Origin of the sequence: Citrobacter meridianamericanus, assembly GCF_041320245.1 — a bacterium.
Taxonomy (GTDB): domain Bacteria; phylum Pseudomonadota; class Gammaproteobacteria; order Enterobacterales; family Enterobacteriaceae; genus Citrobacter; species Citrobacter meridianamericanus.
In genome coordinates this window covers 2,865,359-2,880,276 of the sequence record NZ_CP101036.1, presented here as the reverse complement: position 1 = coordinate 2,880,276, position 14,918 = coordinate 2,865,359, and the positions used below count along the sequence as shown (strand labels likewise).

At 49.2% G+C, this 14,918-nt stretch carries 12 protein-coding genes and 1 pseudogene; 8 read left to right on the top strand and 5 right to left on the bottom strand.

From position 1 onward, the window contains the following. The first annotated feature begins 52 nt into the window (after positions 1-52). Together NMD08_RS14100 and NMD08_RS14095 are read left to right on the top strand one after the other, a co-directional pair. On the top strand, positions 53-1,387 hold the full coding sequence (locus NMD08_RS14100; protein WP_187252472.1) for an MFS transporter: 1,335 nt from the start codon (positions 53-55) through the stop codon (positions 1,385-1,387). 163 nt (positions 1,388-1,550) lie between these two features. Continuing rightward, a complete protein-coding gene (locus NMD08_RS14095; RefSeq protein ID WP_187252471.1) occupies positions 1,551-3,017 on the top strand; it encodes a fructuronate reductase in 1,467 nt (488 codons plus the stop codon). 74 nt (positions 3,018-3,091) lie between these two features. Here the strand turns inward: NMD08_RS14095 and ydfZ are convergent, their stop codons facing one another. The 3 genes from ydfZ to ydfG all read right to left on the bottom strand — a co-directional run bounded on the left by ydfZ (position 3,092) and on the right by ydfG (position 5,006). After that, positions 3,092-3,295, bottom strand: coding sequence for a putative selenium delivery protein YdfZ (gene ydfZ / locus NMD08_RS14090; protein WP_003032393.1), 204 nt, complete (start codon positions 3,293-3,295; stop codon positions 3,092-3,094). A 191-nt stretch (positions 3,296-3,486) separates the two neighbouring features. Then, a complete protein-coding gene (locus NMD08_RS14085; protein WP_370618380.1) occupies positions 3,487-4,173 on the bottom strand; it encodes a GntR family transcriptional regulator in 687 nt (228 codons plus the stop codon). An 86-nt stretch (positions 4,174-4,259) separates the two neighbouring features. Then, positions 4,260-5,006, bottom strand: a complete 747-nt coding sequence (gene ydfG, locus NMD08_RS14080) for a bifunctional NADP-dependent 3-hydroxy acid dehydrogenase/3-hydroxypropionate dehydrogenase YdfG (RefSeq protein WP_151219158.1) — start codon at positions 5,004-5,006, stop codon at positions 4,260-4,262. 137 nt (positions 5,007-5,143) lie between these two features. Between ydfG and dcp the strand changes: the two genes are divergently transcribed. Beyond that, the gene (gene dcp / locus NMD08_RS14075; RefSeq protein ID WP_210905059.1) at positions 5,144-7,189 is read left to right on the top strand and encodes a peptidyl-dipeptidase Dcp; all 2,046 of its coding nucleotides are present in this window, start codon (positions 5,144-5,146) and stop codon (positions 7,187-7,189) included. Between the two features lie 351 nt (positions 7,190-7,540). On the opposite strand, the gene NMD08_RS14070 is transcribed toward dcp, so the two are convergent. Next, entirely contained in the window at positions 7,541-8,197 is a 657-nt protein-coding gene (locus tag NMD08_RS14070; protein WP_151219159.1) for a class I SAM-dependent methyltransferase, read from the bottom strand. 161 nt (positions 8,198-8,358) lie between these two features. On the opposite strand from NMD08_RS14070, the pseudogene NMD08_RS14065 reads away from it, so the two are divergent. Next, positions 8,359-9,246 (top strand): annotated as a pseudogene (locus NMD08_RS14065) (diguanylate cyclase); the annotation flags it as partial. Between the two features lie 323 nt (positions 9,247-9,569). On the opposite strand, the gene mgtS reads toward NMD08_RS14065, so the two are convergent. Continuing rightward, a complete protein-coding gene (gene mgtS / locus NMD08_RS14060; protein ID WP_151219161.1) occupies positions 9,570-9,665 on the bottom strand; it encodes a protein MgtS in 96 nt (31 codons plus the stop codon). A 485-nt stretch (positions 9,666-10,150) separates the two neighbouring features. Here mgtS and urtA point away from each other — a divergent pair, with 485 nt between their 5' ends. The 4 genes from urtA to urtD are packed head-to-tail and all read left to right on the top strand — an operon-like array spanning position 10,151 to position 14,910. Next, the gene (gene urtA, locus NMD08_RS14055) at positions 10,151-11,422 is read left to right on the top strand and encodes an urea ABC transporter substrate-binding protein (protein ID WP_370618378.1); all 1,272 of its coding nucleotides are present in this window, start codon (positions 10,151-10,153) and stop codon (positions 11,420-11,422) included. A 43-nt stretch (positions 11,423-11,465) separates the two neighbouring features. Then, complete coding sequence (urtB, locus tag NMD08_RS14050) at positions 11,466-13,040, top strand: urea ABC transporter permease subunit UrtB (RefSeq protein ID WP_370618376.1); 1,575 nt, start codon at positions 11,466-11,468, stop codon at positions 13,038-13,040. Continuing rightward, on the top strand, positions 13,040-14,113 hold the full coding sequence (gene urtC / locus NMD08_RS14045) for an urea ABC transporter permease subunit UrtC (protein ID WP_370618374.1): 1,074 nt from the start codon (positions 13,040-13,042) through the stop codon (positions 14,111-14,113). Before urtB ends, urtC begins: the two co-directional genes overlap by 1 nt. Continuing rightward, positions 14,113-14,910 (top strand): urea ABC transporter ATP-binding protein UrtD, encoded by a 798-nt coding sequence (gene urtD / locus NMD08_RS14040; RefSeq protein ID WP_151219496.1) that lies wholly within the window; start codon positions 14,113-14,115, stop codon positions 14,908-14,910. Before urtC ends, urtD begins: the two co-directional genes overlap by 1 nt. Positions 14,911-14,918: the final 8 nt, after the last annotated feature.

Below are 14,918 nucleotides of genomic sequence, written 5' to 3'. Positions count from 1 at the left end.
TTTACGTACGAAATATGTTGATTAACCCAATACCCTACAGAAGGTTAAACTTATGGTTAGTTCAGTCGATATTAAAAATGACGTAGATAATAAGCCCATTATCCGCCGAGTCGCTTCAGCATCCGCAATTGGTACTGCTGCTGAGTATTATGATTTTTTTGCATATGGGACAGCAGCTGTACTCTTTTTTGGTCATCTATTTTTCCCAAGCGATGATCCGTTAATTAGTACACTCGCCGCTTTTGCAACGTATGCTGTTGGTTTTCTTGCAAGGCCATTAGGAGGAATTGTCTTTGGACATATTGGCGATAAAGTAGGGCGCAAAAAAGCACTAGTAATTACGATATTAATCGTTGGCTTGGGGACATTCTGTATTGGGTTGTTACCTACATATGAAAAAATAGGTGTATGGGCACCCGCTTTACTTATTTTCATTCGTGTATTACAAGGATTTGGTGTCGGAGGTGAACAGGCCGGTGCAGTACTGATGACTGCTGAATACTCTGAACCTAAGCATCGCGGATTTTTCTCTAGTTGGGTTCAAATCGGTGCTCCGGTTGGCTTCCTTCTACCTTTGGCACTCTTTGCGTTGTTAAATGCCACACTTTCTCCAGAGGCAATGATGGATTATGGATGGCGTATACCGTTCCTGTTGAGCCTGCTACTGGTTATTGTTGGACTGTTTATCCGCTTAAAAATTGATGAGTCACCAGTCTTTGCTCAGATTAGGGAGACAAAAGCAGAGGAATCACGCCCATTAGTCGAAGTGATTCGTGATTTTCCAGGTATTGTTGTTAAGGGTGTGTGCGCTAAGCTTATAGAAGCTTGCACATTTGCTATGTTTACTGTGATTGTCCTTGCTTACGGTAAAGCAAATAATCTTGATGCAAATATCTTGATGGAGACAATGATTGTTGCAGTAATTATAGAAATAATAGCAATACCATTGATGGGCTCGCTATGCGATAAGATTGGACGCAAACCAGTCTATATTATCGGAGCGTTGTTACAGGTAGTTATGATTATACCTTTCTTCCTTGCGATTAATCAGGATAGTTTTTGGCTTACGCAAATAGTAATGATCCTGGTACTGAGTATTGGACATAGTATGTGCTATGCACCTCAGGCTTCTTATTTTCCTGAGCTTTTCCCTACCCATATTCGTTGTAGCGGAATAGCATTAATTTGGCAGTTGGGATCGTTAATAGGCAGTGGGATTCTTGGCTTAGTGGCAGTAAAAATTCTACAGGTAACCGGTGGACATTATTATGGACTCGCAACCTATGTGATTGTACTTGGCGTCATCTCAGTCATTGGATTGCTAATGATGCCTGAAACCGCGCCACAGAGACTAAAACGTGAATACCAGCAGTGGCAGAAACATTAATACCTTTGGCGGCAGTGTGCCGCCATATTCACCATTTAAGATGACATATAACTTAGTGATTGATGTCATACCAATCAAGAAAAGCTTAATGCAAGTCAAAACATACAACCCTACAGGCGTTACTCTGAAACAGTCCTGAGTTCATAAATAAATAGGCCATACCATGCAAAACAAGCTCCTGGCAGCGAAGGCTGCGCTTCCCGACTACGATCGTACAAAACTGGTTCCGCGTATTGTTCATCTGGGATTTGGCGCGTTTCATCGCGCACATCAGGGTGTTTACGCTGACATTCTGGCTGCAGAGCACGACAGTGACTGGGGCTATTGTGAAGTGAACCTGATTGGCGGTGAGCAGCAAATTGCCGATCTGAAACAGCAAGATAACCTGTATACCGTTGCGGAAATGTCAGCGGATGCCTGGACTGCAAGAGTCGTGGGCGTGGTGAAAAAAGCGCTGCATGCACAGGTTGATGGTCTGGAAAGCGTACTGGCTGCGATGTGTGAACCGCAGGTCGCGATCGTTTCCCTGACCATAACGGAGAAAGGATACTGCCATTCTCCGGCGACCGGTCAACTGATGTTCGACAATCCAATGATTGCCGCCGATCTGCAAAACCCAAAACAGCCAAAAACTGCGCCAGGCGTAGTGGTTGAGGCTTTGGCACGTCGCAAAGCGGCAGGTTTAGGCGCCTTTACCGTGATGTCTTGCGACAACATGCCAGAAAACGGTCACGTAATGCGCAATGTTGTCACAGCGTATGCGAGGGCGGTGAATGAAGAACTGGCGGCGTGGATCGAGCAACATGTGACGTTCCCGTCGACTATGGTTGACCGGATTGTCCCGGCGGTTACCCCAGAGACGCTGGACAAAATTGAACACATCACTGGCGTACGCGACCCGGCAGGCGTGGCATGTGAGCCATTCCGTCAGTGGGTCATCGAAGATAACTTTGTCGCCGGTCGCCCTGAGTGGGAGAAAGCAGGAGCGGAGCTGGTGGCAGATGTCATCCCATTTGAAGAAATGAAGCTGCGCATGCTCAACGGCAGCCACTCTTTTCTGGCTTATCTTGGTTATCTGGGGGGATATCAGCACATTAACGACTGCATGGGCGATGAAAATTATCGTCTTGCCGCTCGCGCGCTAATGTTGCAGGAGCAAGCGCCTACGTTAAAAGTTAAAGGTGTGGATCTACAGCACTATGCCGATCTGTTAATTGAGCGCTACAGCAACCCGGCACTGCGTCATCGAACCTGGCAGATCGCTATGGACGGCAGTCAAAAATTGCCTCAGCGTATGCTTGATTCCGTTCGTTGGCACATTGTAAACGGCAGTCACTTTGATCTACTGGCGCTGGGTGTGGCTGGCTGGATGCGCTACGTCGGCGGTGTTGATGAGCAGGGCCAGGCGATTGAAATTAGCGATCCGTTGTTGCCAGTGATCCAGAATGCGGTGCGTAGTAGTAACGAGGGCGAAGATCGTGTTCGGGCGCTGCTGGCGATCGATGCTATTTTTGGTCGTGAACTGCCGCAGGTCGAATTGTTCAAAAACAAGGTTACACAAGCATATCTTGCTTTAGTGGCTGAAGGGGCAAAGACAACAGTTGCGAAGTATGTTGCAAAACTGAAGTAACGAAAAGCATCGATTTAGCTCGCCATCTGGCTGTAAACGGGCCAGATGGCGCATTGTTTTGGCATTCACACCAATTAGTTCATGCCCAAACGAATCAGTTCGAGGGGGGCATATTTACCTTCACACCCTTCGATTTCCACTGTTTTACCGCGACGAATTTGCTCAGCGGTCAGGCCATCGGTATCTATCGCTGTAATGCGGCCTGTGAGTCCGGTGTCGCTAATCATGACGCGGCTGCCAGTGGTGATTGCGTTACGGTTACGATCGTATGTTTTCATGGTGTTTTCTCCTTTCCAACTTACCGTCAAAGCCCGTGGGCTTTTAGTCCCACGTAATGGGCGCAATATAAATACGCTTCTCGTTAATGATTTTTTTTGTTTTCGATCAAAATCACAGCTTTTTTTATGCAGATGTGCAGGAGAGTGGGGGATGCAGAATAAACTCACCTCTGCGCGAGGTGAGCGTAATATTAATCTTCGCTGAACCAGTCGCTATTTTCCTGACGAATAAGCTGAACGGACTCACCTATTTCCTGAAGATGTAGCATCATTGCGCGCTCAACGGCATCGCAATCATGCTTCTCAAGTGCGGCAAAGATGTCGTGATGCTGGCGCAGCAGCATTTCTGGCGGAGAGATATGATCCAGACTCATATAGCGAACGCGGTCAATCGTGGCCTTTATATTTTCGACGGTATCCCAGGCGAGCTGACACTCGGCGATTAAAGCCAGTTTCTGATGAAATTCGTCATCGAGCTGAAAGAAATCATTAATTTGTTTTCGGTCAATCGCAATACGTTGCTGATGCAGATTCTGTTCGAGCTGATAGCTCTGTTTATCGGTGATCAATGCTGCGGCGCGGCGAACTACGGCACATTCAATTGCCTGGCGTACAAAACAGCCATTTTGTACTTGCGACAGCGAAATTTTGTTCACGTAACTGCCACGCTGCGGGCGAATTTGAATCAGGCCGTTTTCTGCCAGTTTGATGAATGCTTCTCGTACCGGCTGGCGGGACACATTAAAGCGTACGGAAACCTCTTTCTCCGACAACGGTGTACCGGGTGCGATCAGACAGTGCACGATATCGCGACGAAGAATACGGTAGATCTGTTGATTTACCGGCTGTGTAGGGTTGAGCTGCGTTTCTTCGGTCATTCATTATTACTTTTTAGAGAGTTAACCCAGAGATCTTATCACTTATTTCAGGCTATCTATACCCGGCACAAGGCCGGGCAGTGAAATTAGCTCCGATGAATACTCAGTCCTGCAAATGACTGTGTGACAGGCATCATTTCAAGGGTGTTAATGTTGACATGAGCAGGTAAGGACGCCACCCACCATACCGCTTCTGTGACATCTTGCGGGGTCAGCGCGGTCGTATTTTCGTAAGCTTTTTCAGCTTTGGCGTCATCGCCTTTGAAACGCACATTCGAGAATTCCGTACCGCCAACCAGGCCTGGCTCAATGTCGGTAACGCGAATCGCGGTGCCGTGTAAGTCAGTACGTAAATTCAGACTAAACTGGCGAACAAACGCTTTGGTCGCGCCGTACACGTTACCACCAGCGTATGGCCAACTGCCCGCGGTAGAACCGATATTGATAATGTGACCGCGGTTACGCTCAACCATGCCTGGCAAAACGGCACGGGTCATATAAACCAGACCTTTATTATTGGTGTCGATCATATTTTCCCAGTCTTCAATGCTGGCCTTATGGGCTGGCTCAAGACCCAGCGCCAGACCCGCGTTGTTGACCAGTACATCAATATTGCGCCACTCAGCAGGTAGGGCGTCGAGCATCCCTTCTATTGATGCACGATTACGTACGTCCAGCTGTGCGGTATAGAGGCGGTCACCCAGCTCGTCTTTGAGCTCCTGCAGGCGCTCCTGGCGGCGTCCGGTGGCAATAACTTTATGCCCATTCTCAATAAAACGACGCGTAATGCACTCACCAAAACCTGCGGTTGCTCCGGTTACTAAAACGATCATCTCACTGTTCCTCAACGCTTTTTATGTAGCACTACCATAGCACGTCATTTCCGTTCAGAGCTATTCCTGCTTAACGCGATTGCGGTAGATTACAGGGAAGTCTACTCTGGTAAACAAATCGTTTTCAGGAGTGAAAGATGTCGTTAACGAATCCTTTTTTACACCACAGCACATTGCCGTATCAGGCGCCGCAATTTGATCTGATAGACGTGCAGCATTATCGTCCTGCGTTCGAGGAAGGCGTGCGGCAAAAACGCGCAGAGATCGAAGTGATTGTGCAAAACCCACAGATCCCTGATTTTGCAAATACTTTGCTGGCACTTGAACAAAGCGGCGCGCTGCTCACACGCGTGACCAACGTTTTCTTCGCGATGACGGCGGCTCACACTAATGATGAAATACAGCGCCTCGACGAAATGTTTTCCGCAGAGCTTGCCGCGCTGGCCAACGACATTTACCTCAATGACGCGCTTTTTGCGCGCGTCGAAGCCGTATGGCAACGGCGCAGTACATCAGGTCTGGATAGCGAGTCATTACGCCTGTTGGAGGTCGTCCACCAGCGTTTTGTACTGGCTGGTGCCCGTCTGAATGAGGCGGATAAAGCCAGCCTGAAAGCGCTCAACACGGAATCCGCCACCCTGACCAGTCAGTTTAATCAACGGCTGTTGGCAGCGAACAAGTCCGGTGCTTTGGTGGTGGACGATGTCCGGCATCTGGACGGGTTCAGCGCTGACGAAATTACCGTTGCCGCCGAAGCAGCAAGGGAAAAAGGGCTTGAAGCGCATTGGGTTATTCCGCTCCTAAACACGACTCAGCAACCGGCGCTTGCGATGTTACGCGATCGCCAGACCCGTGAAAACCTGTTCACCCGCGCATGGACACGGGCCGAAAATAATGACGCCAACGACACGCGGGCGATCATTCAGCGGCTGGTTGATATTCGGATGCAGCAGGCAAAACTCCTCGGTTTTGCCAATTACGCCGCCTGGAAAATTGCCGATCAAATGGCAAAAACGCCGGAAGCGGCACTAAATTTCATGCGGGCGATTGTTCCTGCCGCGCGAGCGCGGGCGTTGGATGAGCAGGCTGAAATCCAGAAGGTTATCTCTAAAGAAAACGGGCAATTTAGCCCAGAGGCCTGGGACTGGTCATTCTATGCCGAACAGGTCCGCCGTGAGAAATATGCGCTTGATGAGCTGCAGCTCAAACCTTATTTTGCTCTGGATACGGTGCTGAACGAGGGGGTTTTCTGGACGGCTAATCAACTGTTTGGCATCAAGTTTATCGAGCGTTTCGACATTCCGGTTTATCACCCCGATGTACGGGTATGGGAAATATTCGATCATGATGGCGTAGGACTGGCGTTATTTTATGGTGATTTCTTTGCCCGGGAATCAAAAAGCGGCGGTGCCTGGATGGGCAATTTTGTTGAGCAATCGCGGCTAAACGAAACCAGACCGGTGATTTACAACGTCTGCAACTATCAGAAACCCGCTCAGGGCCAACCCGCCTTGCTGCTGTGGGATGATGTTATTACGTTATTTCATGAGTTTGGACATACGTTGCACGGCCTTTTCGCCACTCAGCGTTATGCCACGCTCTCAGGGACTAACACTCCGCGTGATTTTGTCGAGTTTCCATCGCAGATTAACGAACACTGGGCGAGTCATCCGCAGGTCTTTGCCCGTTTTGCGCGTCATGTTGATACCGGGGAGCAAATGCCACCGGTATTACGGGATAAAATGCAACAGGCCAGCTTGTTTAACAAAGGTTACGACATGACTGAACTGCTCAGCGCCGCATTGCTGGATATGCGCTGGCACTCCCTGGATGTGAGTGACTCATCTCGCTCGGTCGATCAATTTGAACAGCAGGCACTGGCGGCGGAAGATTTGGACCTTAAAGCCGTGCCACCGCGTTATCGCAGCAGTTACTTTGCCCATATCTTCGGCGGGGGTTATGCCGCAGGTTATTACGCCTATTTGTGGACGCAAATGCTGGCCGATGACGGCTATCAGTGGTTTGTGGAGCAGGGCGGATTAACGCGTGAAAATGGGCAGAAATTCCGCGAAGCGATTTTATCTTGCGGGAACAGTAGTGATTTAGCTGAGCTTTATCGCCAGTGGAGCGGGCGCGATCCACGAATGGCTCCAATGCTGGAACATCGTGGTTTGAGCGCGTAGGATTTGTTCAGATAGTGAGAGTAACCGGGTGTAATGCCCGGTATTTGCGTATTTAAATATCTGATTCTGAAAAGCCATCAGCGAACGTTGCCTGGCGTCATGAATAATTTTATCTTCCCAATGGTGGTGAATCCCCCTGAGCGGTGGGGCGTCCAGCCATACCTCCTTTGCCTGGTATGCAACGCGAAACTAACCGGCTGGGGCTGTTTCACCGGGAGGCACCCGGCACCACAGGTATAATAAATGTTATCAACATTATCCACCCCATTAGCCTGTCATGAATGACAGGCTTTTTTTATTGTCTTTCCCTAATGGTAATGCTCCAGGCTGTCAGTTAATAATGTCAGGGCGCTATTTTTTACCTGATGCTGAAAATATCGCTACAGTACCGGTTACTTGCGTATTAACATGTTCAAAATGCGCTGACAGAATCTGTTTCAGTCCCTCTTCAGAATCATTAGCGTTTGAGAAAATACCTTTCTTATTGTAGATGCTCATGAGTTTATTTCCGAAAGTGTTGTGTATAACACCATCGCCAAGAATAGTTGCGCCATACAGCGTACCCGTGTCTGTTAAAGCCCGTGCGGCATTTGCTATCACACTGGCTTTCGCTGATATATTGCCAGGCAAGCAGTGCAGGAGATAAAACATGGAAATGGAATCGAACTCATTGTGCAAATCCGTAGGGTAAGATTCGAACACGTCATGCTTAATTTTGCGCTGAATTTTCGCTTCCCCGATTCTTGATGCAGCAGCGTCCAGACTGGCTTCATTCAAATCCATTAGCGATATTACACAGCCGTCAGGAGCGTGATAGGGGTAAAATCCGGTTCCAACGCCAATATCCAGATGTGTTTTACTCATATGCTGGAGAAAATGGGGAAGAAGGTGTTCCCTGGTCGGACACTTCCAGGCATATTGATTTGATACTCCTAGCACCCACCAGTCATAAAGTTTTAGCGTCATTGGTGTGTAAATTTTAGCGCCATCGTCAGTCATTTTATTCATTAGTTTCTATCTGTTATTGTTTTGGCTGGGAATTAAATCAATAATCGCGATAAATGGCAAGTGCTATGACACCATTGATTTCTATAACTAAATTTACATAAATTTTCTTTTTTATGGTTAAAATCCCGGTTCAAAGTGTTCATTCAGGGAAGGAAACCGTGATGATGAAAAACACAGCGGAAATAGATGCAATCATAAATGAGTTGAACAACTCAATTGATGCCCACTACAAATGGCTGGTAAAAATGTTCCGCTGCGCTGTGTCCTCAGATGTTACTCATCCCGATATTACGGGTGACAACGCTCATTTTGTTTGTCGATTTGGAAAATGGATAAATGATCAATCGCTGAACAATGAGGATGATAGTAGTTATGTGAGCAAGATTTATTCTGTTCATGAAAAAATGCATGTAATAGGAAAGGAGTTGCTATTGGCAATAGTGGAGAATCGTAGCCATACATGGCATTTCGACAGCTTCCAGGACGCGCTATTGGCATTTACGTCTGCTGTAATGGACTACAAGATATATTTATTGAACATCCGCAGTAATATCGATGTATTAACGGGTTTACCCGGGAGAAGAATGCTTGATGAGTCATTTGATCAACAACTACTCGACGCCGAACCGCTAAATCTTTATATATTGTTATTGGATATCGACCGTTTTAAACACGTTAATGATACTTATGGTCACCTGGTGGGGGATGTAGTGTTGCGTGCTATGGCCTCAAATTTGTTGGCATGGACGCGATATGACGAGGTAGCGTACCGCTACGGCGGTGAAGAGTTTATCATCATCATCCGGACTAAAACTGACGAACAGGTCTGCCTGGCGGGATTGCGGCTTTGTCAGCTTATTGGCCAGAAAAAAATACCCTATGCTGATGGCGAAATTGGTATAACGGTAACGGCTGGAATAACCCGGGTTCAACAGGGTGAAACGCTGGATACCGCACTGGATCGCGCTGACAGAGCGATGTATCAAGGGAAGCAGAACGGCAGGAATCGCTGTATGTTTATGGATGAATACGAGCGGATCACTCAGGTTGACACTAATCGTGTGATCTCATACCCCTTAGCGCATGAGATTTGCGAACACCGTTTCGAAGTAGTTACGTTTCGTTTAGCTTTCATTGGGGTTGCCAGTGATAGGTTAGCTGACTATCCGTTATCTTCGCAGGGAATTGCCAGATAGCGTATAAAAGCAAAACACAAATCTATCCATGCAAGCATTTACCGCTGGTTTAACCGGCGGTTTTTTTTATCTGCTAATCAGGGACAAGATGCGGAAGGGCGATGCAGGTAAAAAAAATGGCCCCTTGTGCAGCTACGCAACAAGGGGCCGGGTCGGTTCAGGACTATCTCCGTTCATCAATCATCCCATCTGTGGCTAAGATACGCGGCCAGGAAACCGGAAAATAAAATAATTCCCAGAACAGCCATAAAAATATTCATATTACCCAGCATAGTAAATGCTCCTTTATCTGTGAGTTTCCTCTCTTACCTTAAGTTCACCTCGCTTATGACTATAGTAGCAATTCAATCTTAAACAAAGGCTGAACTGTCTGAATATTTCGGCTAAAAAGTAAAGTTTTGACGCGATAACGTCGGGAAAAATAAATAATAGTGACGAGGATCGTTTATCTGCGCACAAATAGCCCTGATTTTATACCGGGACACGTTGTCATGATGCTGTAATACGGACACAAATTGTTGCACGCTTATAATGCAGCGTTGTCTCATCGTGGTTCAATTGATCGTGCAATTATTCCTTGTAGCAGAAAATTTTAATGCCCCTCTTCGTAAATTAATTATAATTCATTGATTTTATATGATTTTTTAATATCTGGCATTGTTTTTGCCTTATCACTTCTGAACACCCTTATTTTGCACCGTTTTATCTGCCCGGCTGCACCGGAGCTTTCAACAAGTCTAATTTCAGGAGTGAAACTATGCAGCGTCGTAAATTTTTAAAAATTTTTGCACTTTCCACCTCTGTAGTCGCGATGGGAATGAGTTTTAGCGTTCAGGCGGCCGATACCATTAAGGTCGGCATCATGCATTCGTTATCCGGCACGATGGCCATTTCCGAAACGCCGTTAAAAGATATGGCGTTGATGACTATTGATGAAATCAATGCGAAGGGCGGGGTGTTAGGAAAAAAGCTGGAGCCAGTGGTCGTTGACCCAGCCTCGAACTGGCCCTTATTTGCTGAAAAAGCCCGTCAGTTGTTGAGCCAGGACAAAGTGGCGGCGGTCTTCGGCTGTTGGACATCGGTTTCACGTAAATCAGTTTTACCGGTATTTGAAGAGCTAAACGGTCTGCTGTTTTACCCGGTGCAATATGAAGGTGAAGAGATGTCGCCTAACGTCTTCTATACCGGAGCTGCGCCAAATCAGCAGGCGATCCCGGCGGTTGAGTATCTGATGAGTGAAGACGGCGGCAGTGCTAAGCGCTTCTTCCTGTTGGGCACGGATTATGTTTATCCGCGTACAACGAACAAAATTTTACGCGCCTTTTTACATTCGAAGGGCGTTGCTGATAAAGATATCGAAGAGGTGTACACCCCATTCGGACACAGCGATTACCAGACCATCGTCGCCAGTATCAAGAAATTTGCTGCAGGAGGAAAAATGGCGGTGGTGTCGACCATCAACGGCGATTCTAACGTTCCATTCTATAAAGAGTTGGCGAACCAGGGCCTAAAAGCCACCGATGTTCCGGTGGTGGCATTCTCCGTGGGGGAGGAGGAGTTACGCGGTATTGATACCAAACCGCTGGTGGGCAACCTTGCCGCGTGGAACTACTTTGAGTCCGTAGATAACGCGACCAACAAGAAATTCGTTGCGGATTACCGGGCGTATGCCAAAGCGCACAAACTGCCAAATGCTGATTCGGTGGTAACCAATGACCCCATGGAAGCCACTTATGTTGGTTTGCATATGTGGGTGCAGGCGGTAGAAAAAGCCGGAACGACTGATGTGGATAAAGTCCGCGTAGCGATGGCAGGACAATCATTTGCTGCACCATCAGGTTTTACCCTGACCATGGATGCCACCAATCATCACCTGCATAAACCCGTCATGATTGGCGAGATTGAAGGCAACGGCCAGTTTAACGTGGTGTGGCAATCCGATGAACCGGTCCGCGCCCAGCCGTGGAGTCCGTACATCGCCGGTAATGACAAAAAATCTGCACAGCCCGTTAAAACTGCCAGCAATTGATCGTGTGCCCTCCTGCGGGCGGGCAACGCTTTGGAGAACGCTCATGAAAGCTATGCGCTTTATTCGTGGTGTGTTGTTGCTGACGTGGTTTTTGCCGTGGATAGCGCAGGCATCAGATGCCGATACCTTTACAGCCGCAAATCGAACTCAGCAGGCCGCCTTGCTCGAACAATGGTCGATCAATCCCGACATTCAGCGTTTGCCGATGCTCAACGCGTTGCGCGAGGAGCATCTGCTGACTGATAACGCGAAAAATACCTTCATCATGAACGGCTCGCACGCACAGCCGTTAGGAACAGCGACAACCCCAAACGGCGAGCTAAAAAAAATTCGCCTGACTAACCGTCTGCGCAATCTGGTTGCCGGAACGCAGGCCGTTCATCAGCTTTTAAGTGACAGTGTCATATTAAAGTTGAAGGCAGCTCGTACATTACAGCGTGAGGCACAGCCGGGTATGCTGCCGTTTTTACAGCAACGACTGGCTCAGGAGTCAAATGGTGATGTGAAATCCGCGCTGGCTATTGCACTGGCAAATCTGCAGCTGAACAGTTCCTCGCCGGAGGTCAGACGTCAGGCCATTGTGCTTATAGGGGCTTCAAACGATCCTGAAACTCAGGCGCGCCTGCAACCATTCACCCGGGCTGAACATGAACCCGATACCCGCGTGCGTGCTGCCGCCAGCGACAGTCTGAGTTCCATCGCGTATCGCATGAAGATTGGCGATCTTCTTGGACAGGCCTTTATGGGGCTATCGCTGGGTTCTATTTTGCTGCTGGCGGCATTGGGTCTGGCTATAACCTATGGATTACTTGGCGTCATTAATATGGCGCATGGCGAGATGTTAATGCTCGGGGCTTACTGTACCTGGATGGTACAACAACTGATGAGCCAGTTTTTCCCGCAATGGCTAGCCTGGTATCCGGTTATTGCGCTGCCGGTTGCCTTTTTACTTACCGCGGCGGTGGGAATGCTGCTTGAGCGCGGGGTGATCCGCCATTTATACGGGCGTCCTCTCGAAACGCTGCTGGCGACCTGGGGGATCAGCCTGATGCTCATCCAGTTGGTGCGTATGTCCTTCGGCGCGCAAAACCTGGAAGTCGCCAATCCGGCATGGCTTTCAGGGGGAATTCAGGTTTATGCCAATCTGATTTTACCGTGGAACCGAATTGTGGTGCTTGGATTTGCCATTCTGGTGCTGTTTTTTACCTGGTTGTTGTTGAATAAAACGCGTCTGGGGCTGCGCGTACGTGCCGTGACGCAAAATCGCAGTATGGCGGCCTGCTGCGGCGTACCTACCGGACGAGTCGATATGCTGGCCTTTGGCCTTGGTTCAGGCATTGCCGGGCTGGGGGGCGTAGCGCTCTCGCAGTTGGGCAACGTAGGACCGGAATTGGGGCAAAGCTACATTATCGATTCGTTTCTGGTTGTGGTGCTGGGCGGCGTGGGACAACTCGCCGGGAGCGTGGCCGCGGCGTTTGGACTGGGGATCTTCAATAAAATTCTGGAGCCTCAGGTAGGGGCGGTTCTAGGTAAAATCATGATTCTGGTGCTGATTATTCTGTTTATTCAGAAACGTCCGCAGGGGTTGTTCGCGCTAAAAGGGAGGGTTATTGACTGATGACGATGCCAATGACATTAACGCTGGCGCGTAAAGCGCCACGCGCGACGCGCATCCTGGGGCTGGGGTTGCTGCTGGCGTTGATTATTCTGCCGTTTCTTGCGCTGTTACCTGCGGACCATCCGCTGGCTATATCGGTGTGGACGCTAACGCTGGCCGGGAAAATTCTCTGTTATGCCATTGTCGCGGTCGCGCTGGATCTGGTGTGGGGCTATGCCGGCATGCTCTCGCTGGGACACGGTATTTTCTTTGCGCTGGGAGGGTATGCGATGGGAATGTACCTGATGCGCCAGGCCTCTGGCGAAGGATTACCGGCCTTCATGTCATTCCTGTCGTGGAGCGAGTTGCCGTGGTTTTGGTGGGGGACGCAACATTTTATCTGGGCGCTACTGCTGGTTGTTCTGGTTCCTGGCCTGCTGGCGCTGGTATTTGGTTGGTTTGCCTTTCGGTCAAAAATCAAAGGGGTCTATTTCTCTATCATGACCCAGGCCCTGACGTTCGCAGGAATGCTGCTGTTTTTTCGCAACGAAACGGGTTTTGGGGGAAATAACGGTTTTACCGGCTTTACCACCATTCTGGGATTCCCGGTAACCGCCACCTCAACCCGTATCGCGCTGTTTCTGGCGACGGTCATGCTGCTGGTGCTGGCATTATGGCTGGGATTGGCGCTGGCCCGCAGTAAGTTCGGTCGTATTTTGACTGCCGTGCGCGATGCAGAGAACCGTCTGATGTTCTGTGGTTACGATCCGAAAGGTTTCAAGTTACTGGTGTGGACGCTTTCCGCTGTACTGTGCGGCCTGGCTGGAGCGCTGTATGTTCCGCAGGTGGGGATCATTAACCCCAGCGAAATGTCGCCGACCAACTCGATTGAAGCGGCGATTTGGGTTGCTCTCGGCGGACGTGGAACCCTGATCGGCCCGGTATTCGGCGCCGTGTTGGTGAACGGTGCGAAAAGCCTGTTTACGGTGATTATGCCGGAATACTGGCAGCTGTTTCTTGGCCTGATCTTTATTGGCGTTACGCTGTTTTTATCCCGAGGTGTAATGGGTCTGTTTCGCAAGGGAGACAAATGATGCAGCCAGATGAAGGGCTATTTACTCGCCAGATGCCGGGAGATCGGTTTCGCAACCAGACTGACCCGGTGCTACAGCTGGAAAAAATTAACGTTAACTTCGATGGATTTCAGGCACTGACCGATCTCTCGCTCAATATTGGCGTTGGGGAACTTCGTTGCATCATTGGCCCCAACGGTGCCGGAAAAACGACGTTAATGGATGTCATTACCGGCAAAACCAGGCCGCAAAGTGGTCGTGCGATATACGATCAGTCGACCGACTTGACCATGCTGGATCCCATTGCTATTGCGCGCCAGGGTATCGGGCGGAAATTCCAGAAGCCCACGGTATTTGAAGCGTTAACGGTGGAGGAGAATCTGGAACTGGCGCTGAAAAGCGATAAATCTGTTTGGGGCGTTTTACGGGCGCGTCTTTCAGGCGAACAGCGGGATCGCATTGATGAAATACTGGCACTGTTGCGACTGGGCAATGAGCGCGCCCGCTCCGCTGGGCTGCTATCTCACGGGCAAAAACAATTTCTTGAAATTGGCATGCTGCTGGTACAGGAACCGCATCTGTTGCTGCTGGATGAGCCTGCGGCGGGTATGACGGATGCGGAGACGGAATACACAGCGGAGCTGTTTCGCCAGCTTGCCGGGAAGCATTCTTTGATGGTTGTTGAGCATGATATGGGATTTGTCGAAACCATCGCCGATCGCGTCACGGTATTACACCAGGGGCAAGTATTGGCTCAGGGGAGTCTGCGTGAAGTGCAGGCCAACGAGCAGGTTATTGAAGTTTATCTCGGGCGTTAAGGAGTGCA

Bases quoted from the DNA above. Each gene is read 5' to 3' on its own strand.
- ydfG (WP_151219158.1), bottom strand. From the start codon at position 5,006: ATGATCGTTTTAGTAACCGGAGCAACCGCAGGTTTTGGTGAGTGCATT.
- ydfZ (WP_003032393.1), bottom strand. From the start codon at position 3,295: ATGAAAACATACGATCGTAACCGTAACGCAATCACCACTGGCAGCCGC.
- urtB (WP_370618376.1), top strand. From the start codon at position 11,466: ATGAAAGCTATGCGCTTTATTCGTGGTGTGTTGTTGCTGACGTGGTTT.
- urtD (WP_151219496.1), top strand. From the start codon at position 14,113: ATGCAGCCAGATGAAGGGCTATTTACTCGCCAGATGCCGGGAGATCGG.
- urtA (WP_370618378.1), top strand. From the start codon at position 10,151: ATGCAGCGTCGTAAATTTTTAAAAATTTTTGCACTTTCCACCTCTGTA.
- urtC (WP_370618374.1), top strand. From the start codon at position 13,040: ATGACGATGCCAATGACATTAACGCTGGCGCGTAAAGCGCCACGCGCG.
- NMD08_RS14070 (WP_151219159.1), bottom strand. From the start codon at position 8,197: ATGAATAAAATGACTGACGATGGCGCTAAAATTTACACACCAATGACG.
- mgtS (WP_151219161.1), bottom strand. From the start codon at position 9,665: ATGCTGGGTAATATGAATATTTTTATGGCTGTTCTGGGAATTATTTTA.
- dcp (WP_210905059.1), top strand. From the start codon at position 5,144: ATGTCGTTAACGAATCCTTTTTTACACCACAGCACATTGCCGTATCAG.
- NMD08_RS14095 (WP_187252471.1), top strand. From the start codon at position 1,551: ATGCAAAACAAGCTCCTGGCAGCGAAGGCTGCGCTTCCCGACTACGAT.
- NMD08_RS14085 (WP_370618380.1), bottom strand. From the start codon at position 4,173: ATGACCGAAGAAACGCAGCTCAACCCTACACAGCCGGTAAATCAACAG.
- NMD08_RS14100 (WP_187252472.1), top strand. From the start codon at position 53: ATGGTTAGTTCAGTCGATATTAAAAATGACGTAGATAATAAGCCCATT.